Origin of the sequence: Devosia sp., assembly GCF_024707125.1 — a bacterium.
GTDB lineage: Bacteria > Pseudomonadota > Alphaproteobacteria > Rhizobiales > Devosiaceae > Devosia.
This window is the reverse complement of record NZ_JANQAH010000010.1, coordinates 63,172-83,651: the sequence shown is the minus strand read 5'-3', so window position 1 is coordinate 83,651 and position 20,480 is coordinate 63,172. Positions and strand designations below refer to the sequence as shown.

The window sequence follows — 20,480 nt, the reverse complement described above, 5'->3', positions numbered from 1 at the left end:
TGCACGATTTGATGTGCAATTGGGGCGAATTGAGGGTCTTGGGCCTAGAGTTTGGCGAGGTGCCGGAGGCCGGTGAGTGTCGTTTGGAAATCGGGGTCGGCGAGCAGGGAACGCAGTTCGTCCTGGGCCTGGCGCCAAATGGGCACGGCGGCGTCGAAGGCCTTTCGGCCGTCGGGGGTGAGGGTGATGCGGCGCATGCGGGCGAGGTCGCCGGGGCCCGCGGAGACCAGTTTGCGGCGTTCCAGCACGGCGAGGTTTCGCGACAGGGTCGTGCGGTCTACGGCGAGAAAGTTCGCCATTTCGGTGATCGAGGCGGCGGAATTGGTGCTCAGTGTGCCGAGGATGTTGAACTGGGCGGCGGTGATGCCGACGGCGCGCAACTGGTGATCGGCGCGGCGGGTCAGCGCGCGGGCTGCCTTGCGCGTGTTCATGATCAGGCAGTCGTTGAGCGCGTACTCCATGGGCGCTGATTTAGGTCGTGCATATGCACATGTCAAATTTGCCCCTTGATCCCTTTGAAGCTTGTCGGGGGCAGTGCACTTACGACGCGTCGCTACCCCCACCCTTAATCCCTCCCCACAAGGGGGAGGGAGACGAAGGAGCCGTGTCGTCGAGGCAAGTGCGTTCCTCCCCTTGGTGGGGAGTGTTCGCCTTGAGCTATTCGCGGTGCTTTGGACGCTTTGACAAGATGAGTCCAGAGCGAAAAGTCCCACCGTTCAGGTGGGCCGGCTGTCCAGCCATGCCAAAATCCGGGTGACGACTTCGCCATATCGCTGGCCGACCAGAAGGCCGGTATGGGTGGTTCCGGGCAGGCCAAAATATTCGCTGCGCGTGTGCAGGGCGAGAGCCTGGCCGCGCAGGTCGTCGTCGGGATGGCTGATGGCGCTGATGACGAGGGAGGGACAGGTGATATTTTCGCCCGCCACGGAGATGCCGGTTTCGCCATAGGGGCGAGCAAGATTGCGGAAGACGTTTGCCGCTTCGAGCGAAAGGTATTTGCGCTGGAAGGCGATGTCCTCAAGCGTTTCGTCGAGGCTGCTGTTTTCCGGGCGGAGGGGCGCGGGAACCACCAGCCCGGTAATCGGGGCGGGCGGGTGAGCGTAGGGCGCCATGGTGTGCACCTGGCTCGGAATGCTGGAATCGATGAGAACCAGGCCCGAAAGGGACGTGCTTTCCGCTGTTTTCAGGCTGAGAAGCCCGCCCATGCTGAAACCCACGAGGATTGGAGCGACCTGGTAGCCATCGATGATGGTGTCGATGGCGAGCTCGATGTCGGCGAGATAATCGGCAAAGACCACGCGCGAGAGATCGACCGAGCGGCTTTTGTAATGGCCGCGCAGGTTGAGATAGAAGGCGTCCGAGCCGTGCGCGATGAAGTGGGGAATGTATTTGGCCCACATCCAGCTGCCCGTGAAGGCGCCGTGGACGAAGAGAAGGGGTGGGCGATTGCTATGCTCGTCGGCCGATCGCTTGCCGCGATGGAGTTCGACGAAGAGGTCGTTTGGCCCGAGATGGCAGATGTCGGCCGCCGGCAGATTTCTGGTGTAGTCGCTCATGATCGCTTCCCCGGACGGCGGGCCGCCTGTGTGCACTGAACCCGTACGTTTGAAGATATGGGATCCTGAGAGGCGGACAATTGCGGCCGATATCGCTTCATTACGGACAAAAAATCTGCAATAAGCGGGCATGGAAAGCTTCGCCAGCATTGCCGCCTTTGTTCATGCCGTGGAGCAGCAGAGTTTTGTCGGCGCGGCCCGGATCGTGGGTGTGTCGCCCTCGGCGATCGGCAAGGCGATCCATCGGCTGGAGAGTCGGCTGGGGGCGCGGCTGATGAACCGCACAACGCGCAGCATCAGCCTCACCGAGGAAGGCACGATGCTCTATGAGCGGTATCGGCGCATTCTCGATGACGTCAGGGACGCCGAGACCTCCATTCTGAACAGCCGCGCCGCGCCGAGGGGACGATTGCGCGTGTCGCTGCCCCATATAGTCGGGCATCACCTGTTCATGCCGCGCTTGCCCGCCTTCATGGCGCGCTATCCCGAGATCGAACTCGATCTCGAATTTGAAGACCGGGTGGTCGATATCGTGGCCGAGGGGTTTGATGTCGTGGTGCGGAGCGGCGAGCTCACCGATGCCCGGCTGATCGCCCGCCAGATCGGGCGGCAGCATTTTGTAGTATGCGCGAGCCCCAGCTATCTTGCGGAAAGAGGCGTGCCGAAGGCGCCGGACGACCTGCTTGGGCATGCCTGTATCCGCTTCAAATATCCTTCAAGCGGGCAATTGGCGCAGTGGGCATTTGCGCCGCCGCATGACCGGATGCTGCTGCCGCGCACCATTGCCTTCAACAATACCGATGCCGGATTGCGGGCGGCGCGCGACGGCCTGGGTCTTGCCCATCTGCCCGTCTATGTCGCGAGGCCGCATATAGAGGACGGGTCGCTGGTGCCCGTGCTCACCGCTCATATGGTGCCGCTCGGTTCGCTGGCACTGGTCTGGCCGAGCAACCGCCAGCTTTCGCCCAAGATCCGCGCCTTTGTCGACTTCGTGGTCGACGAGATCGCGGCCAGGGGAGAGGCTTTTTCGCCGGTCTCGTGATTGGCCGGGGCGCTCCGCTCTGGGGATGCGAGAGGCTATGGACAAGGGCGATGCGCGTCATACACTCGTCATGATCGCGGTTGGGCGATCTTGGGTGGCGGCCCCTGCGGTCATCACCGGTAGAGGGTAAAAATATGAAAGCCAGACGTTTGGGATCGTCGCTGCTTGTGGCCGGCGTCGCGATTTTTGCTGCAAGTGTCGCTGTGAGGGCAGAGACGGTGAATGAGGTGACGGTGCAGAACGGCGCCCGGGCCGTGCCGGCGACGGTGGTGGTGCCCGATGGGGAAGGGCCGTTTCCGGCCGTGGTGATGAATCATGGGCATGGCGGCGGACGGCAGGAGAATGGCGGCTTTGGCCGTATTGCCAAGGCGCTGGCTGACAAGGGCATTCTCACCATTCGCATGGATTTTGCCGGATCGGGCGACAGCAAGGAGCCGTTCACCGAGGGCTATCTCACCAACATGATCTCGGATTCCAATGCGAGCCTTGGCTATATTCTCGAGAACTATGCGGTCGATGAGGATCGGCTTGGCATCTTTGGCTACAGCATGGGCGGGCGCATTGCGCTGACCATTGGGGCGGGAAGTGACAATCCCTATAAGGCCATCGGGCTGCTCGCGCCTTCGGCCGACTGGGGGCAGGAGATGATGGTGGGGTTCCTTGGCGGGCAGGCCGAGTACGACCGGCTCTATGCGGAATCTGGTGGGGACAAGGGTTATGCCGAGTTCACGACCCAATGGGGGCAGGTGCAGCAGCTGAGCCGCCAGTGGTTTGATGATATGATCGCGTCGAAGCCGCTGGAGCTGGCGGGCAGCTATCAGGGCCCGATGATCGTGGTGCATGGCGACAAGGATGTTGTCGTGCCGGCTGCGGTCAATGAAGCGGTGATTGCGGCCTATCCGGAGGCGAGCCTGGTGGTGGTGCCGGAGGCGGATCATGGCTATGGATTTTATAGCGACCAGCCTGACGTGACGACGCTTGTCGACACGACCTTTGCCGACTTCTTTGCCGAGAGCCTGAAATAGGTTCAGGATGAAGGGCGGCTTCACCGTCGCCCTTCATTTCGGCTGAAGCTTAGCAAATATGCCCTATGATCTCGCCTCTATCGGATTGATATTGCGTCATTTTGGTGATGCAATAGACTTATGTTTCGAAACCGCGTCGATCTTCAGCACGGCTTTCCTGAGGCGGCGTAGCTGATGTTTACCTATATCCTCAATCGTCTGGGCATGATGCTCGTCACCCTATGGGCGATCGTGACGCTGACCTTTTTCCTCATGCATGCGGTGCCGGGCGGGCCGTTCGTTTCCGAGCGCATGCTGGCGCCTGAGATCGCGGCGGCGCTCAATGCCAAATATGGGCTGAACCTGCCGATCTGGCAGCAGTATCTCAATTATCTCGGGCGGATTCTGACCTTCGACCTCGGGCCCTCGTTCAAGTATCCGGGCGTGTCGATCAATTCGATGATCGCGGCGGGCTTGCCGGTGACGCTGCAGACGGGGCTACTGGCGGTGATCTGCGTTGTGGCGCTTGGTGTGCCGCTGGGGGTGATTGCCGCGCTCAATCGCAATCGCTGGCCCGATACGACGGTGATGTTTATCGCAACGCTTGGCGTGGCTATTCCGAGCTATGTGATCGCGACGGTTTCTATCTACGTTTTTGCGCTGCGGCTCGGCTGGGTGCCGACTTTCGGGCTGGATGACTGGCGCGGTTATTTCCTGCCGGTCTTTGCACTGTCGGGGTTCTGGATTTCCTTTGTTTCGCGGCTGACGCGTTCGTCGCTGCTCGAAACGCTGGAGCAGGATTATATGGTGACGGCGCGGGCCAAAGGATTGCGAAAAGGGCAAATCCTTTTCAAGCATGGGTTGCGCAATTCGCTGCTGCCGGTGGTGACCGTCCTGGGGCCAGTGGTGGCGAACCTGATCACCGGGTCCTTTGTCATCGAGCAGATTTTTGCCCTGCCGGGGATCGGGCGGCAATTCGTGCTGTCGATCACCAATCGCGACTATACCGCCATCATGGGCATCACCATTTTCTATGCCGCGATCCTGATGGTGATGATCCTGATCGTTGACCTTCTCTATGTGTGGCTCGACCCGCGCATCAAACTGACCAAGGCTGCCGCATGACCGATATATCGCCGGAAATGTGGGCCAAGGTGCCGGCCGGGGAGAAGGCAGCGCCTATTCCGCCACCCGCGCCGACCTATGGGCAGGAAGTGCGGCGGCGGCTCTGGGCCAACAAGCCGGCTGTGGTCAGCATTGTCTTCATTGTTCTCTTGGTGATCGCGGCGTTCTTCGGGCCGTATCTTTCGCCGCACACCTATTTCAAGCAGGACCTGAAACTCGCGAATATTCCGCCGTTCTTCGAGACCTATGCGGTGACGGATGGGGCCGGGGAGACGACGCGGTTCTTCCTCAATGCGTCGAACTTCAACCTCTATGAGGTCGATGCCGAGGGAAACATGCTCGGGCTCCTGCGCGGTGGCCGCAAGGACATGATCAAGAAGAGCCAGCCCTATGAATTTGGCGACCAGACGCTGACGCTCGACTATTCAAAGCTGCCGGTGCGGCTGTTGCTCGAAGATGGCAGCGAAGTGCGACCGAGCGGCTGGAGCTGGAACCGGACCTATCTTTTCGGCACCGATCAATTGGGTCGCGATATCCTGGTGCGCCAGCTTTATGGGGCGCAGATTTCGCTGACCGTGGCCTTTGTGGCGACGCTCGTCAATTTTTTCATTGGCGTGTTTTATGGCGGGATCGCGGGGTACATGGGCGGCAAGGTTGATGCGGTGATGATGCGCTTTGTCGAAATCATTTCGACCATTCCGCTGACGCTCTATGTCGTGCTGCTGATGGTGGTTTTTGACTCCGGCCTGCTGTCCATCATCGTCGCCATCGGCTCGGTGTTCTGGGTGGATATGGCGCGGATCGTGCGAGGTCAGATTCTGAGTTTGAAAAGCCAGGACTATGTGGCCGCGGCGCGGACCATGGGGGCTTCGCCGGCGCGAATTCTTACCCGTCATCTGCTGCCCAATTCCATTGGGCCGATCATTGTTACCCTGACTATGCTGATCCCCTCGGCAATCTTCATCGAGAGCTTTATGAGTTTTATCGGGCTTGGCGTGACCCCGCCGTTGGCCTCTTGGGGTTCGCTGACTTCGGAGGCGGTGGAGACGTTGCGCGCCTATCCGCACCAGCTGTTTTTCCCGGCGGCGGCGATTTCGCTGACCATGTTTGCCTTCAATTTCCTGGGCGATGGGTTGCGCGATGCGCTTGATCCGAGGGTTGGGCGATGAACCAGCCAATTCTTTCGGTTCGGGATTTGACGACCTCGTTCTTCACGCGGCGCGGCGAAGTGCAGGCGGTGCGTGGCGTCAGTTTTGACGTGCACGAAGGCGAAATGCTCGGGCTCGTGGGCGAGAGCGGCTCGGGGAAATCGATCACCTGCATGTCGGTGTTGCGGCTGTTGAAGGCAGGCGGAACAATCAAGGCGGGCTCGGCGACCTTTGAGGGGACCGATATTCTCTCGCTCGATGAGGATGCGCTGTCGGACCTGCGGGGCAATCGGATCGGGGTGATTTTCCAGGACCCGATGACTTCGCTCAACCCCACATTGACGGTGGGCGAGCAGGTGATGGAAGCGGTGCGGCGGCATCGAAAGGCGAGCGCGGCGGAAGCGCGGGCGCGGGCGGTGGAGCTGTTCGAGCTGGTGCGGATTCCGTCGGCAGCAAAACGCCTCGATTCCTATCCGCATGAATTTTCGGGCGGCATGCGGCAGCGTGTGATGATTGCCATGGCGCTGGCCTGCGATCCGAAATTGCTGATTGCCGATGAGCCGACGACGGCGCTGGATGTGACCATTCAGCGGCAGATCCTGGCGCTGCTGAAGGACTTGCAGCGGCGGCTCGGCATGTCCGTTATTTTGATTACGCATGATCTCGGCGTGATCGCTGAGGTGACCGATCGGGTGCTGGTGCTTTATGGCGGGCTGATCATGGAGACGGCGCCGGTGCGTGATCTCTTCGCCCGGCCGGCGCATCCTTATACGGTGGGGCTCTTGGGAGCGGTGCCCGATTTGCGCGATGATACGCATCGGCGGCTGACGCCTATTCCGGGGAGCCCGCCGAATATGTTGGCGCCGCCGCCGGGATGTCCTTTTGCGCCGCGCTGTCCGCATGCCATGAGCCAATGCATGGCGGCGCTGCCGCCGCTGTTTGGTGCATCTCACCAGTCGCGGTGCTGGTTGCAGCATCCCGAGGCGCCGAAGGTGGATGCGGTGCATGAGGTGGCGGCATGACCCAGCCTCTTCTGCAACTGCGCGACCTTCACAAGCATTTCCGGCTGCCGGCCGCGCCCTTTGCGCCGAAGCCGATTTTGCGGGCGGTGGATGGGGTCGATCTGGATCTGATGAAGGGCGAGACGCTGGGGTTGGTGGGCGAATCCGGATGCGGAAAGTCGACGCTGGCGCGGACGGTTATTCGCCTCCATGAGCCGACTTCGGGCAGTATCGTCTTTGACGGGCAAGAGGTTGGAAAAGCGCCGGAGGGGTTGCTGGGCAATTTCCGGCGGCGGGTGCAGATGATTTTTCAGGACCCCTATGCCTCGCTTAATCCGCGGATGAGCGTGGGCGATCTGATTGCCGAGCCGCTCGAAATTGCCGGGGTGGGAACGCCGGCAGAGCGGCGGAAGAAGGTGGCGGGTCTGCTTGATCGCGTGGGCCTGCCGAGCGATTCCGCGCAGCGCTTTGCGCATGAATTTTCCGGCGGGCAGCGGCAGCGTATCGGGATTGCGCGGGCGATTGCGCTGGAGCCCGATCTTGTCATTTGCGACGAGCCGATTTCGGCGCTCGACGTTTCGGTGCAGGCTCAGGTCGTCAACATGCTTGAGGACCTGCAGGCTGATCTGGGGCTGACCTATCTGTTCATCACCCATGACCTTTCCATGGTCCGGCATATCTCGGACCGGATTGGGGTGATGTATCTCGGGAAAATCGTCGAGCTGGCCAGCAGCGCCGATCTCTATCATCGGCCCTCGCACCCCTATACCCGCGCCTTGCTCTCGGCCATTCCGGTGCCGGACCCGGAAGCGGCGCGAGCCGTGGAGCCGATGCAGGGAGAAATTCCGAGCCCGATCGACATTCCATCTGGCTGCCGCTTCCGCACGCGCTGTCCGCTCGCCACCGAGCTTTGCGCGAAAGTGGAGCCGCAGCTGACCGATATTGGTGGGGGGCATCTGGCCGCCTGTCACTTCGCCGGGGAACTGGCGCAACAAGCAAACGGGGTAAGGGCCCCGCTACAGGAGAGAGTGCAATGAAGAGACTGGTTCTGCCGCTCATAACCGCGGCGCTGCTGGCTTCGGCCGGCTCGGCCTTTGCCGCAGGTGAACTGACCTATGTGGTCAACAATGAAAGCGCCAAGTACGATCCCGGCACCACCGCCGAGACCTTTGCTTCCCCCATCATCGGCAACACCTTTGAAGGCCTCGTGCGCCTGAGCCCCGAGGGCGAAGTCGTGCCGGCGCTGGCCGAAAGCTGGGATATCTCCGAGGATGGCCTGACCTATACGTTCCACCTGCGCGATGCGAAATGGTCGGATGGCGAGCCGGTCAAGGCGTCGGACTTCGTCTATGCCTGGAAGCGCGTGCTTGATCCGGCGACCGGCGCGATGAACTCGCAGATGCTCTATCACATCGTTGGCGCCGAAGAGGCTTTTGGCGGTGGCGATGCCTCGGCGATTGCCGTGTCGGCGACTGATGACAAGACGCTGACATTCACGCTCAAGCAGCGCGTGCCCTATATGCTGCAGCTCCTCAACTACCCGACCTTCTATCCGGTGCGTGAGGATGTGGTTTCGGCTGATCCTGAAGGCTGGACGCGCAACCCCGCGACCTTTATCGGCACGGGCCCGTTCCGCGTGACGGCGTTCAACCAGGGCGAGTCGGTCGTCTTCGAAAAGAACCCGAATTATTATGACGCCGACGCCGTCAGCCTCGACAAGCTCACCTTCCGTCTTATCCCCGATCCCGCGACGGCGCTGGCCGCGTTTGAAGCGGGCGACGTGGACGGTATCGAAGCGGTGCCGGCGCCGGAAATTCCGCGTCTCTCGGTCGAGTCCCCTGGCTTCATGATCGTGCCGGCTCTGGGCACGACCTATGGTTTCTTCAACCCGCACCAGGCTCCGCTCGACAATCTCCATGTGCGCAAGGCGCTGTCCATGGCGATCGACCGCTCGGAAATCATCGAATTCGTGCTGCAATCGGCTGATACGCCGGCTCTGGGCCTCGTGCCGCCCGGCATGAGCCTGGCTGGTGAAGATTTCACCGAGGGGCGCGATACCTTTGGTCTCTCCGAAACGGCTGATGTTGAAGGCGCTAAGGCGGAACTGGCCGAGGCCGGTTACCCCGATGGCGAGGGTTTCCCGTCTACCGTCTATGTGACCTATTCCTCCCCGCCGATCGAAAAGCTGCTCGAAGCCATTCAGCAGATGTGGAAGGAAAATCTCAATATCGACGTTGAGATCCAGGCCACCGAATGGCAGGTCTTCTATCCCGAAGTGCAGAAGGTCGAGTACCAGATTGCGCAGATGGGCTGGGGCGCCGACTATCCGCACCCGATGACCTTCCTCGACAATTTTGTCACCGGCAGCGCCAATAATCTCGCGAACTGGTCGAATGCTGACTATGACGCGGCCATCGAAGCGGCGAAGGCTGCGAGCGACGAAGCGACCTCGCGCGATGAGATGCGCAAGGCCGAGGCGATCCTGATGAATGACCACGTCATCCTGCCGCAGTACCACCGCTACAACTACATGATGATGAGCCCGGAAGTGACCGGCTTCTGGCGTTCGCCGCTCAACGTGCCTTATTTCCGCGACGCTCAGATCGCAGAATAGTTGAATCGCTCCCGCCGGGTTGTCCGGCGGGAGCTCTCTTTCATGTCTGGACTTTTAACGTGACCATCCCTGTCATTCTCGAAACCGAACTCGGCAATTTCACCATCGCAGTCGACGAAAAGAACGCGCCGATCACGGCTGCCAATTTCCTCGCCTATGTCGATGGCGGCTATCTCAACGACGCGACGGCCTATCGCATCGTGACCGACACCAACGAGCCGCAGAAGCCGATCAAGATCGAGGTAGTTCAGTGGGGTTTTGGGGTTTCGGATGAGAAGCCGACGCCATTTGCCCCGATTGCGCACGAGACCAATGACAAGACCGGGATCAAGCACAAGAACATGACCGTCTCGATGGCGCGCTTTGCACCGGGCTCGGCGGCTTCGGAATTTTTCATCTGTATTGGTGATCAGCCCGAGCTGGATTTTGGCGGCAAGCGCAATGCGGATGGGCAGGGTTTTGCGGCCTTTGGGCAGGTGACCGAGGGTGAGGATACGGTGCGGCGGATTTTTGCGAAGGCTGCGGCCGAGAGCGATCATCCGGAGGTGCCGGTGAAGTTTTCGCGGGTGGCGCGGGCCTAAGGCTGCCACGGCTGGGTGGGTGTGGCTCCACCCCCTCCCATCCTCCCCCATCAAGGGGGCGGTGTTGCATCGAGTGTGAGGTGGAGTTTTCCCTCACTCGATGTCATTCCCGCGAAAGCGGGAATCCCGGGCTTGAAACAGAGATCCCCGCTTTCGCGGGGATGACACTGTGGGTGGGAAGGGTGTCTAGACCCGGTCCCTGCGCTGTCCGGCGATGAGCAGGTCTGGATCAAACACACCCGTCGCAATGACATTCTCGATGCGGGCCATGTCTGCGGTGATGTCGATGTCCTGCTGTGCCAGCCATTCATCGGAAAAATAGGTCTGGGCGTAGCGTTCGCCGCTGTCGCAGATCAGGGTGACGATGGAGCCGGCTTCGTTGTTTCGCGCCATTTCTGACGCGGCCCACAAAAGGCCGATGAAATTGGTGCCCGTCGAACCGCCAACGCGGCGGCTGAGGCGTTTTGAGAGGACGCGGGTGGCGGCGATCGAGGCGGAATCGGGGACTTTGAGCATCGCGTCTACGACGTTGGGCACGAAGGAGGCTTCCATGCGGGGGCGGCCGATGCCTTCGATGCGGCTGCCGCGCTTGCAGCGACAGGCCGTGTCCGTTTGGGTCCAGCCTTCGTAGAAGGCGGAAAATTCGGGGTCGGGCACGCAGAGTTCGGTCTCAAAACTCTTGTAGAGAATGTAGCGGCCGATGGTGGCCGAGGTGCCGCCGGTGCCGGGGCTCATCACCACCCAGCGGGGGATGGGGTGACGCTCCATGGCCATCTGGCGGAAGATCGACTCGGCGATATTGTTGTTGCCGCGCCAGTCGGTGGCGCGCTCGGCGAAGGTGAACTGGTCGAGATAGTGACCACCGGTGCGGGCGGCGAGGTTTTTGGCCTCGTCATAGATGGCCGAGGGTTCATCGACGAAGACGCACTCGCCGCCATATTGCTCGATGGCTTCAATTTTGGTGCAGGAGGTCGTGCGCGGCAGCACGGCGTAGAATTTGAGGCCGAGGAGACGGGCGTAATAGGCTTCGCTGACGGCCGTGGAGCCGGAAGAGGCTTCCACCAGGGCCGTATCCGGGCCGATGACGCCGTTGCAGAGACCATAAAGGATGAGCGAACGCGCCAGGCGATGTTTCAGGCTGCCCGTGGGGTGGCAGGACTCGTCCTTGAAGTAAAAATCCACGGCGGGAAAGCCGGGCAGTGCCACGGGGATGAGATGGGAATCGGCAGAGCGCTGGGCATCGGCGTCGAGCATGCGAATGGCTCGACTGGTCCAGGATTCTTTGCGTTCTAAATGATTCGTCATTTGAGGAACAAATTGCCATGGGATGTTCTGATAATGGTACGGTGTTCTTTCATGATGGTCAATTTTAGATTCAGGCGCGCCCACTGCGCTGAAGGCTTAAGGCTGCCATTTGCGGAGCCCGGTGACACCGTCCCATGGCGCGAGTGCATCCTAAAGCACGCAGCTTCATCAAAAATTCGTTCCAAAAATCTCGATTAACACACTTGAGTTAAGTTAATCGGGCTCACATAGTCCTGTCTTGAAGCTGTCATATCGGCCGGCCGGAGGGGTCGGTGACGAGGACAGATCAAGGAGAGGACCTTAGTTTATGCCACGTTTGACCCGTCGAACTTTCATTGCGTCGGTGCCGCCGCTGCTGGCTGCCACGCAGATTCCCGCCTGGGCGGCTCCCGCCTCCGATCTGGAGCTGATTGCGGCGCAGAAAGGTGAGCCGGCAATTGTAAAACTCTATCGCCAGCTCGAGCGCCTGACCTCGACGGTCACTTTCATGACCACCGGCGCGCATCCCGACGACGAGCCGAGCGGCATGCTGGCGGCCCTGCGCCATGTCTATGGTATTCGTCCGGTGCTCTACTGCATCACGCGCGGCGAAGGCGGGCAGAATGCCATCGGGCCGGAGCGCGGTTCAGTGCTGGGCGTGCTGCGTACGCGCGAAATCACCGAGGCTTCGCGTTCACTTGATGCGTCGCTGGCCTTTGGTAGCCAGGGCCACCACGACAATATGCACGACTTCGGGTTCTCCAAGGACCCGAACCAGACGATCGATCGCTGGGGCCGCGACCGCGTGATTGAGCGCATGACCTGGGCCGTGCGCCAGTACAAGCCCGACGTGATCATGAACTGCTTCCTCGATGTGGGCGGGCAGCATGGCCACCACCGTGCGGCGAATGTGGCGACGTTTATCGTGGCCGGCATCTCGGGCAATGCCGAGGAATTCCCGGACCAGATCGCTGCCGGTTTGAAGACCTGGACTGTGCCGAAGATTTATCAGCCCGCATGGGGCGGCGGCGGCGGCGTCTATGACGACGAAACTCCGCCCCCGCCGACGACGCTGGTGGTGCGTGCACCCGAGCGCGATCCGATTTCGGGCGCCACCTTCCCGCAGATGGGCGAATGGTCGCGTTCCTGCCATCTGACGCAGGGCATGGGCCGCTGGCAGCCGAAGCCGCAGACCGAATGGCCGATCAACCTGTCCTGGGCCGCCAATGGCGAAGCCGGCAAGGCCGAGAACGACATTCGCGATGGTCTCATCGCCACGGTTGGCCACATTGCCGAACTCGACGGCATGCCTGCGGCTTCGGCCGACGCGCTGCGCAATGCGCAGGGGCTGATCGACGAAGCGCTGGCTGACTATGGCGATCCGGTTGAAGTGGTGAAGCGTCTGGTCGAGATCGGCAAGGCTGTGGCGGAAGCCCGCTCGACGCTGCCGGCGGAACTGGAAGATCAGGTGGCGCATCGCCTTGATCGCAAGATTAGGGAAGTCGATCTGGCGCTGGCGACGGCGGCGGGCATGCAGGTGCGTGCCTATACCGACGGTACCGATCTGCATCCGGGCCAGGACATTATCGTCAAGGCAATGGTCGATGCGCCGGACACGATCACCGTGGACTCGGTCGAGGTGATTGCCCGCAATGGCATTACCGGCGAAACGGCCGAGGATGGCGTCAAGGTAAGCGTGGCTGCAGATGCGGCGCTGACCAATCCGCTGACCGAGCAGTTCGATCCGCTGGGTGGCAATGGCGATGCGTTCGTGCGCCTGACGGCGACGATTGCCGGCCACAAGGCCGTGCTCGACGTTGACCTCGAAGACGCGCTGCGCGTGCTGCCGGAAGCTTCGCTTGAACTGAAGCCGGATGCGGTGGTGTTCAACACCGAAAGCGAGATTTCGCCGGTGGCCTTCACTGCCGTGGTTTCGGGCGGCACGACGGCCGATCTCGACTTCAAACTGCCCGAGGGCTGGTTGATGGCGGCCAAGGGCGACACGGGCCTCGAAGCGGGCACGTTCGAACTGACCCCGCCGGCAGACCTTGGTACCGAGCGCATCACCATTGCGCCGACGCTGCTGGGCAAAGAAGCCTATGCCATCAACGTCTTCACCTATCCCCATATCGGGCGATCGGTGGTGCCGACGGAAGTGGCGGTGCCGGTGCAGTCGGTTGGTGCGGTCATTCCCGAAGGCAAGATCGGCTATATCGGTGGTGGCAATGACAATGTCGCCATCTGGCTCAAGCGCCTCGGCGTCGATCTCAAGGAACTGACCCCGGCCGATATGGAGGCAGGTGCCTATCGCGATCTCGATACGCTGGTCGTGGGTATCTTCTCGTTCGGTCGCCGGCAGGATCTCGTCGCGGCGCTGCCGGGCGTGCATGAGTGGGTCAAGAACGGCGGGCATCTCGTGACGCTCTACCACCGTCCTTCGGATGGCTGGACGCCGGAAACCACGCCGCTGGCCTTCCTCAAGATCGGTTCGCCCTCGATCCGCTACCGCGTGACCGATGCCAAGTCGGCGGTGGACGTGCTCGAGCCTGATCACCCGCTCCTCAACTACCCCAATGCCATTACCCAGGAAGACTGGGACAATTGGGACAAGGAGCGCGGGCTCTATTTCGCGTCGGAATGGGACGAGGCCTATGTGCCGCTGCTCGCCATGGCCGATGCCGGCGAAGAGCCGCTGACGGGTTCGCTGCTCTCGGCCGAAATCGGCGAAGGTCGGCACACCCATACCAGCCTCGTGCTGCATCACCAGCTCGACAAGCTGACGCCAGGTGCCTTCCGCATCATGGCCAACCTGATCCAGAAGGCCAAGCGCTAAGGCCAAAACATCCGGCTCGCGTGAACTCCCAACGCGAGCCGTTGCCGCAACCTCCTGATGCGGCGAAGCCCTCGGCCATGCCCGGCCGAGGGTCTTTTTTTGGGCTTTTGTTCCTCCGCACCGTCGTCACCACCGGGTTTGTCCCGGTGGTCTATGCGGAGGCGAGATGGATTGCCGGGACAGGCCCGGCAATGACGAAGGAGGGGGAATGGTGTTCAGCGCTTCGGGCGGTCGAGGCGGGTCGTCAGGATGAGGGCGCCGATGATGATGGCGGTGCCGATGAGCGTTGTGGGCGCGGGCACTTCGCCAAAGGCCAGGAAGCCGGCTGTTGTGGCGAGGACGATGGAGAGATAGCCGATCGGGGCGAGGAGATTGGCCGGGGTCGATTGATAGGCCCGGAGGAAACAATATTGGCCGATCTGGGCGAGGACGCCGATGGCAAGGAGCAGTGGCCAATCGGCTGAGGCGACCGGCTGCCAGGAGAAGGCGGCGGGGATGGCGGTGAAGAGCGTGAGGCCGACGGTGTAAAAGACCATCAGGACGGTGGTGTTTTCCTTGGCCAGAGCGCGGGTCTGGACGGTGGCGAGGGAGCCGAAGAGGACGGAGCCGAGGGCGGCGAGGATGCCGACGTTCCAGGTGACTTCGCCGGGGGCGACCATGACAAGGACGCCGGCAAAGCCGATCGTGGCGCCGATCCAGCGCCAGGGGCCGGAGCGTTCGCCGAGGAGGACGGTTGCCAGCGCCAGGACGACGAGCGGGCGCATGAAGCCGATGGCATTGGCGAGGGCCAGGGGCAGGGCGGTGAGCGCGGCGAAATTGGTATTGAGGGCGAGCGTGTTGCAAAGCACGCGGAAACTGTGACGGCCCCATTGCTTTGTCTCTCGCAGCGCCTGGCGATGGCGCCAGGCGAGGGGGAGGACGCTGGCAAGGCCGATCAGCGAGCGGATGAACACCATCTGCACGGCGGGATAGCTGGCGCCGCCGAGTTTTACCAACACGGTCATCAGGGTGACGAGCACCATGTCGCCCGCGAGCCAGGCAAAGCCGGCTCGCGATTGTGTGGTCTGCATGTCAGGCGGACTGCAGGAGGTTTGCCATCAGGCGGAAGGCGCCGGGGACGAGCTTGTCGAGCTGGTGGTGGAGGACAAGGCTCGTGTGGGTGTGGCGGCCCGCCCCGATCTTTGCCGAGAGCAGGGAGCCTGTGAGGGGCTTTTCGCCGGCGTCGCTCATGGCGAGGAGGGGGAGCATAGGCGCTGTCCCAGGCGGAGGCGAAATAGAGACCGCGTTCTTTGTCCCAGCCGGCGAAGTCTTCCGCGGTGATGCGGTTGGGGCCGGTAAAGAGTTGATGGTGGGGATCGAGGAATGTCACCTCGGCCGCGGGATTGGTGGTGCGCCAGCGCAGCGACGGGCTGCCGATGGTGATGGGGCGGGGCGGAGTGGTGTCGGGTGTCCAGCCATCGCTGGGGCGATGGTAGAGGGTGACGAGGTGGCCGCCGGCTTCGACCCAGTGGTGGAGTTTTTGGGTGGCGGCCTTGAGGTCGGGGCGGAGGCCGAAGGCGAAGATGCCGATGACGATCGTGTCGTAGGTTGAGAGATCGCCGGCGAGGGCTTCGGCGTCGAGTTCGGTGACGTCAGCGCCCATGCGGTGGAGCCAGAGGCCGACGCGGTCGGAACCGCCGCCGACATAGCCGATCTTGGTATCGGGGACCGTGAGGTTCAACGCCAGGATGTCGAGCGACAGGGGGCGGGCAAAACGGGTGCGGCCGATATGGGGATAGGCGATGGGGGTGATGCCGTAGGCGGGGGCGCCATCGACGCGAAGGGGCAGGCTGTGGCGGCCGGCGGTGAGGAGCACGTCGGAAGTGACGGCGAAGGTATTTTCGCGACGCTCGATGGTCAGGCTGGGGGCGCTCGGGATGGCGATGCGATCGAGGGTGATGTCGGCTTTGATTGCTACGGTTTTGGTCACCGGGGCCGACAGGGGAAGAATCAGCGCGTCGGGGTTGATCGCGACCGTGTAGGCGGGGGCGAGCTGGAGGTCTTCTTCGCTGTCGCGACTGAAGCGAATCAGTTCGCCGTTCACTTCGGCTTCGATGAGGAGCGAGACGTTGCCGTTATTGCCGAGGTTTTCCCAATCGGGGCGGAAGGCGTTTTCGATTTTGGCGTCGGGGTGGGCGGTGAGTTGGATGGTCGCGCGGTCGCCTGAGATTTCTACCGAATCGGTGGGGGCGAAGGCGGCTGAGGTGATTGGTGTTACGCGGATAGTTTGGGCGGTACCGCGTTCGACCTCAACGATGAGGTCGACTGTTTCGCCGGGGGCGACGCTGGCCGAAGAGACCGAGGGGTAGATTTCAATGCCGGCGGCAATGGCCGTGGCGGCGTCGAGTTCTTCGAGTTTTCGCGTGAGGCGGTGGGCGTGTTCGGGGGCGATGCCCTGCTGTGCTCCACGAATGGCGCGGCGGGCGATGCTGAGGGCGGGGAGAATGGCTGCGCTATTGGGGAAGGCGGCCACGGCCTGCGCCAGGGCGGCGTCGGCGGCAGCGAGATAGGGCGAGGGGCCGAGGTCGACCAGGGTTCTTGGCAGGTCGTCGAGGAGTTCGCTTTGCGCATTGGCGCCGACGCGGTGGAGTTGCCACTGCGTTTCGCCGGGATGGCGCCAGTGGCCCATGTTCTGGCTGGCGTGGAAAGCACGAGAAACTTCGCCGAGCTGCCAGAAGGGCATGCCGGTGGCGAAGTCGTTGCCGGTGGCGCGGACGGTGATATTGGCCGGCGGGGGCGGGACTTCGTCGTCATAGGTGTCGCCGCCGCCGGACCAGGCAGGAAGGCAGAATTTTGTGACTGTCCAGGGCGCGAGGCCGTCGGTTTCGTAAGCAGGGTCAGCGGCGAGAGCGAGGGCGCGTTCGGCGGCCTCGGTCATGGCGCGGTGGTGACCGTGCTGGCCGGGGACGTCGAGGAAGGTGGGGATGACGACGTCGGGGCGGAATTCGCGATAGGCGCGGACGAGGCGGTCAATGGTGCGGTCTTCGCCCCAGCGCGACAGCGTGTCGGGGCCGGATTTGGAGAAGCCGAAATCGTGGACCGGGTCATCGGGGCCGTGGCCGAGCCAGGCGATATCGGCATCGAGGGCGCGGGCGGCTTCTTCCATTTCGCGGGAGCGCAGGACGCCAAGGGCGCCGCCGCGTTCGGGGCCGAGAGTGTTCTGGCCGCCCTCGCCGCGGGTTGAGCAGGCAACGACGATGCGCATGCCCATCTCGTGGCGCATGGTGGCGAGCATTTCATTGTGCTCGTCATCGGGGTGGGCGCCGGTGTTCATCACCGTCACGGTGGATTTTAGGCGGCTGAGGGCGCGGGCGAGGGTGACGAGACGCGGTTGTGCCGCGCGACGGCGCAGGCGTTCGGGGGCGGTAAGCATGGCAAGTCCAGTTGTGTAGGCGTTTGGCGATGTGTGTCGACGGCGGTTGTTTTCGGCCTCTCCACACTCAGGGTGTCATTCCCGCGAAAGCGGGAATCTCGGCTCCAAAACAGGGATTCCCGCTTTCGCGGGAATGACACGGTGGGATGAGGAAGGCGCCGGCGAATGCGTGCATGGCAAAGCGCCTCAGGCGACGGGGTCGGAGACGCTGAGATGGGGGGAGACCGTGTCGAGGAGCGGCAGGGCGGCGGCGCCGAGGGCGGCTGTTAGCTGGCCGGTCTGGCCGCGAATGGCGCGGGGAAGCGTGCGTTTTTGCCGTGTGGCGACGGAAACGGGGAGCGGGTCGAGCGCCGAGATGACCGCTTCGAGGACGGAATCGGGGAGGCCGCCGCCGAAGATGACGGTTTCAGGATCGAAAATGTTTTCGAGCATGGCGACGGTGGGTGCGAGATAGTCGGCCGCCATCTCGATCCATTCGGCAAGGGTCGGATTGGCCTCGTCGTGGAGCTTTTGGATGTCTTCGACGGTTGCGGCATAGATGCCGGCCATGGCGAGGCGTTCGCGCAGGGCAAAGACCGAGACGAAGCGTTCGAGGGCGCCGGCGGGGCCGTAGTGGACCTTGCCCTTACGCGGGACGAGGCCGACATGGCCGATTTCGCCGGCATTGCCGAAGGCGCCGCGGAGGGGCCGGCCTTCCTGGATGACGCCGAGGCCGAGGCCGACGCCGAAATAGAGGTAGCAAAAGCTGCCGAGCTGGCGGCCGGCGCCGTAGAGGCGCTCACCGACGACGGCGGCGGTGGCGTCGTTTTCCACAACCACATGCTGGCCGGTGGCCTTGGCAAAGAGCGCGGCGGCATCGACGCCTGTCCAGCCCGGGAGGGTGGCGGGGCCGACCGAGCTCATGCCTTCGACTTCGAAGGGGCCGGGCATGACGACGCCGATGCCAAGCAGTTTGCTGCGGTCGGCGCCGAGCGAGGCCTGAAGGCGCTGGACTTCGGCGGTCACCTTGTCGGGTACGGTATCGGGGCCAGTGGCTTCCAATGGCAGGATGGATTTGGCGCGGACGCCGCCTGAAAGGTCGAGCAGGGCCGTGACCATGTGGTCGGCAGCGATTTCGACGCCGGCGGTCAGCGGGCCGTTGGGATTGACGGCGAACTGGATGGGCGGCTGGCCGCGGCCGGAGCGGAGGCGGCCCAGTTCGACGAGAAGGCCTTCTTCGAGCAGTTCATCGACGATATTGGCGACGGCCTGGGGCGTGAGCTGGGCGCGGCGGGCGATCTCGGTGCGGCCGAGATGTTCGTGGAAGCGAATGACTTCGAGCACCACGCGCCGGTTATGCGCGCGGTTGCGCTCGGGGTTGGACCCGATGGCGACACGCTGACGAAGCTCTTTCTTGCTGCGGCCGTTCAATTCGTCGCCTCCCCCATATGTCTGGCTAGCACGGCAATGGAGGAGGAGACTAGCCGGGGAACAAGATAACGCAAGTAGATTATGTTATTGACAAGCCACTGTCACATATTGGACGTTGGAGACCTGTCAGGCGGCGTGGGCCGTGTTTTTGACATGAGAGAGCTGTCGGAGGGTCGACGCTCCAATGGAGGGACTTTATGCGTAAGGCATATGTGGCCGGGCTTGCAGCCGGCATCAGCTTCATCGCAATGGGCGCTGCCCAGGCCGTGGAAATCGAATATTGGCAGTATGTCTTCGACAGCCGCGTCCAGGCCATGGACCAGCTGATCGAGAAATTCGAAGCCGCAAACCCGGATATCACCGTCAAGCAGACCACTTTCCCCTATGCCGACTACCAGACGCGCGTTGTCGCCGCCAAGGTTGCCGGCCAGGGGCCGGACGTGGTGCAGCTGTTCTACGGCTGGACCGACCAGTTCGTGAACGGTGGTCTGATCCAGCCGCTCGATCCGGCCGTGTTCCCGCATGCCGAAATCGAATCCGACTTCTTCCCGATCGTTTCGGCGATGAAGCGCGGCGACAGCTATTATGGCCTGCCGACCGCCGTGCGTTCGCTGGCCCTGTTCTACAACAAGGCGATCTTTGCTGAAGCCGGCATCGAGCCGCCGACCAACCTTGAAGAGCTGCTGGCGGCTGCCGAAGCCACCACCAAGCGCGATGGCAGCGGCAATATCACGACCGCCGGCATCACCATGGACATGGCTGGCCAGGACCACCACTGGTGGCGCGAAGTGCTGATCCGCCAGAACGGTGGCGTGCCCTATGACGCCGAAGGCAATGTTGCTTACAACGATGCTGCCGGCGCTGCTGCGCTGAAGTTCTACACGGACCTGCAGACTGAAAAGAATGTTGGCCTCGTAGGCTTCATGGATGAAGGTCAGGCCGCGTTCCGCGCTGGCATGGCTGCCATGACCATCGACGGCACCTTCCGTCTCGGTGCTTTTGCCGACAACCCCTTCGAATGGGGCGTGGTGGAACTGCCGGCTGACGCCAATGGAATGCGCTCGAACTATTCGAGCTACTTCGCCAACGGTATCGGCGCGACTTCGACGGGCGAAGAACTCGCCGCTGCCCAGAAGTTCCTCCAGTACATCTCTTCGCCCGAAGCGATGGAAATCTGGCTGAGCACGGTCGGCGAACTGCCGGCACGTCGTGACGTGGCCCTGACCGAGGCAAATCTGGCGGATCCGATCCGCGGACCGTTCCTCAAGGGTCTCGAATACGCTCACACCACCCAGTTCTATGATGAAGCCGCACAGCGCCAGACCTCGATCGACATGGTCAACCGCGTGCTGCTCGAAGGTCAGTCGATCGAAGACTCGATCGCCCAGGCGGCTGCGGCCGAACAGGCGATCATCGATCAGGGCCGTCAGTAATCATCATATTGGTCGCGGCTCCGACGCAAAGAAGTGA

Annotated in this window: 15 protein-coding genes and 1 pseudogene; 10 read left to right on the top strand and 6 right to left on the bottom strand. The window is 62.5% G+C overall.

Annotation, left to right across the window (positions count from 1 at the left end):
• Positions 1–44: 44 nt before the first annotated feature.
• Both NVV77_RS14830 and NVV77_RS14825 read right to left on the bottom strand, forming a co-directional pair.
• Positions 45–431: a MarR family transcriptional regulator gene (locus NVV77_RS14830; RefSeq protein ID WP_295414606.1), complete on the bottom strand. Its 387-nt coding sequence runs from the start codon at positions 429–431 to the stop codon at positions 45–47.
• Between the two features lie 285 nt (positions 432–716).
• The gene (locus NVV77_RS14825) at positions 717–1,556 is read right to left on the bottom strand and encodes an alpha/beta fold hydrolase (protein WP_295414604.1); all 840 of its coding nucleotides are present in this window, start codon (positions 1,554–1,556) and stop codon (positions 717–719) included.
• A 130-nt stretch (positions 1,557–1,686) separates the two neighbouring features.
• On the opposite strand from NVV77_RS14825, the gene NVV77_RS14820 reads away from it, so the two are divergent.
• The 8 genes from NVV77_RS14820 (at position 1,687) to NVV77_RS14785 (ending at position 10,071) form a co-directional block, all read left to right on the top strand.
• Entirely contained in the window at positions 1,687–2,598 is a 912-nt protein-coding gene (locus tag NVV77_RS14820) for a LysR family transcriptional regulator (protein ID WP_295414603.1), read from the top strand.
• Between the two features lie 134 nt (positions 2,599–2,732).
• Complete coding sequence (locus tag NVV77_RS14815; protein WP_295414601.1) at positions 2,733–3,623, top strand: alpha/beta fold hydrolase; 891 nt, start codon at positions 2,733–2,735, stop codon at positions 3,621–3,623.
• 174 nt (positions 3,624–3,797) lie between these two features.
• Entirely contained in the window at positions 3,798–4,727 is a 930-nt protein-coding gene (locus NVV77_RS14810; RefSeq protein WP_295414599.1) for an ABC transporter permease, read from the top strand.
• Positions 4,724–5,896 (top strand): ABC transporter permease, encoded by a 1,173-nt coding sequence (locus NVV77_RS14805; RefSeq protein ID WP_295414597.1) that lies wholly within the window; start codon positions 4,724–4,726, stop codon positions 5,894–5,896. Before NVV77_RS14810 ends, NVV77_RS14805 begins: the two co-directional genes overlap by 4 nt.
• Complete coding sequence (locus NVV77_RS14800) at positions 5,893–6,897, top strand: ABC transporter ATP-binding protein (protein WP_295414595.1); 1,005 nt, start codon at positions 5,893–5,895, stop codon at positions 6,895–6,897. Before NVV77_RS14805 ends, NVV77_RS14800 begins: the two co-directional genes overlap by 4 nt.
• Positions 6,894–7,913: an ABC transporter ATP-binding protein gene (locus NVV77_RS14795; protein WP_295414593.1), complete on the top strand. Its 1,020-nt coding sequence runs from the start codon at positions 6,894–6,896 to the stop codon at positions 7,911–7,913. Before NVV77_RS14800 ends, NVV77_RS14795 begins: the two co-directional genes overlap by 4 nt.
• The gene (locus tag NVV77_RS14790) at positions 7,910–9,490 is read left to right on the top strand and encodes a peptide ABC transporter substrate-binding protein (protein WP_295414591.1); all 1,581 of its coding nucleotides are present in this window, start codon (positions 7,910–7,912) and stop codon (positions 9,488–9,490) included. Before NVV77_RS14795 ends, NVV77_RS14790 begins: the two co-directional genes overlap by 4 nt.
• Before the next feature lie 59 nt (positions 9,491–9,549).
• On the top strand, positions 9,550–10,071 hold the full coding sequence (locus tag NVV77_RS14785; RefSeq protein ID WP_295414589.1) for a peptidylprolyl isomerase: 522 nt from the start codon (positions 9,550–9,552) through the stop codon (positions 10,069–10,071).
• Between the two features lie 186 nt (positions 10,072–10,257).
• Here NVV77_RS14785 and NVV77_RS14780 read toward each other — a convergent pair whose 3' ends face one another.
• Positions 10,258–11,376, bottom strand: coding sequence for a PLP-dependent cysteine synthase family protein (locus NVV77_RS14780; RefSeq protein ID WP_295414588.1), 1,119 nt, complete (start codon positions 11,374–11,376; stop codon positions 10,258–10,260).
• A gap of 307 nt (positions 11,377–11,683) precedes the next feature.
• On the opposite strand from NVV77_RS14780, the gene NVV77_RS14775 reads away from it, so the two are divergent.
• Complete coding sequence (locus NVV77_RS14775) at positions 11,684–14,188, top strand: PIG-L family deacetylase (RefSeq protein WP_295414586.1); 2,505 nt, start codon at positions 11,684–11,686, stop codon at positions 14,186–14,188.
• A 215-nt stretch (positions 14,189–14,403) separates the two neighbouring features.
• Here NVV77_RS14775 and NVV77_RS14770 read toward each other — a convergent pair whose 3' ends face one another.
• The 3 genes and pseudogenes from NVV77_RS14770 to NVV77_RS14760 form a co-directional block, all read right to left on the bottom strand.
• Complete coding sequence (locus NVV77_RS14770) at positions 14,404–15,258, bottom strand: DMT family transporter (RefSeq protein ID WP_295414584.1); 855 nt, start codon at positions 15,256–15,258, stop codon at positions 14,404–14,406.
• 1 nt (position 15,259) lies between these two features.
• Positions 15,260–17,600: pseudogene (locus NVV77_RS14765) on the bottom strand (PIG-L family deacetylase).
• Between the two features lie 186 nt (positions 17,601–17,786).
• On the bottom strand, positions 17,787–19,010 hold the full coding sequence (locus NVV77_RS14760; RefSeq protein ID WP_295414582.1) for an ROK family protein: 1,224 nt from the start codon (positions 19,008–19,010) through the stop codon (positions 17,787–17,789).
• Between the two features lie 197 nt (positions 19,011–19,207).
• On the opposite strand from NVV77_RS14760, the gene NVV77_RS14755 reads away from it, so the two are divergent.
• The gene (locus NVV77_RS14755; RefSeq protein WP_295414581.1) at positions 19,208–20,443 is read left to right on the top strand and encodes an extracellular solute-binding protein; all 1,236 of its coding nucleotides are present in this window, start codon (positions 19,208–19,210) and stop codon (positions 20,441–20,443) included.
• Positions 20,444–20,480: the final 37 nt, after the last annotated feature.

What these genes read in the sequence shown, in the direction of transcription:
- NVV77_RS14820 (WP_295414603.1), top strand. Translation starts at nt 1,687, where the DNA reads ATGGAAAGCTTCGCCAGCATTGCCGCCTTTGTTCATGCCGTGGAGCAG.
- NVV77_RS14795 (WP_295414593.1), top strand. Translation starts at nt 6,894, where the DNA reads ATGACCCAGCCTCTTCTGCAACTGCGCGACCTTCACAAGCATTTCCGG.
- NVV77_RS14815 (WP_295414601.1), top strand. Translation starts at nt 2,733, where the DNA reads ATGAAAGCCAGACGTTTGGGATCGTCGCTGCTTGTGGCCGGCGTCGCG.
- NVV77_RS14805 (WP_295414597.1), top strand. Translation starts at nt 4,724, where the DNA reads ATGACCGATATATCGCCGGAAATGTGGGCCAAGGTGCCGGCCGGGGAG.
- NVV77_RS14775 (WP_295414586.1), top strand. Translation starts at nt 11,684, where the DNA reads ATGCCACGTTTGACCCGTCGAACTTTCATTGCGTCGGTGCCGCCGCTG.
- NVV77_RS14790 (WP_295414591.1), top strand. Translation starts at nt 7,910, where the DNA reads ATGAAGAGACTGGTTCTGCCGCTCATAACCGCGGCGCTGCTGGCTTCG.
- NVV77_RS14830 (WP_295414606.1), bottom strand. Translation starts at nt 431, where the DNA reads ATGAACACGCGCAAGGCAGCCCGCGCGCTGACCCGCCGCGCCGATCAC.
- NVV77_RS14770 (WP_295414584.1), bottom strand. Translation starts at nt 15,258, where the DNA reads ATGCAGACCACACAATCGCGAGCCGGCTTTGCCTGGCTCGCGGGCGAC.
- NVV77_RS14810 (WP_295414599.1), top strand. Translation starts at nt 3,798, where the DNA reads ATGTTTACCTATATCCTCAATCGTCTGGGCATGATGCTCGTCACCCTA.
- NVV77_RS14825 (WP_295414604.1), bottom strand. Translation starts at nt 1,556, where the DNA reads ATGAGCGACTACACCAGAAATCTGCCGGCGGCCGACATCTGCCATCTC.
- NVV77_RS14755 (WP_295414581.1), top strand. Translation starts at nt 19,208, where the DNA reads ATGCGTAAGGCATATGTGGCCGGGCTTGCAGCCGGCATCAGCTTCATC.
- NVV77_RS14800 (WP_295414595.1), top strand. Translation starts at nt 5,893, where the DNA reads ATGAACCAGCCAATTCTTTCGGTTCGGGATTTGACGACCTCGTTCTTC.
- NVV77_RS14780 (WP_295414588.1), bottom strand. Translation starts at nt 11,376, where the DNA reads ATGACGAATCATTTAGAACGCAAAGAATCCTGGACCAGTCGAGCCATT.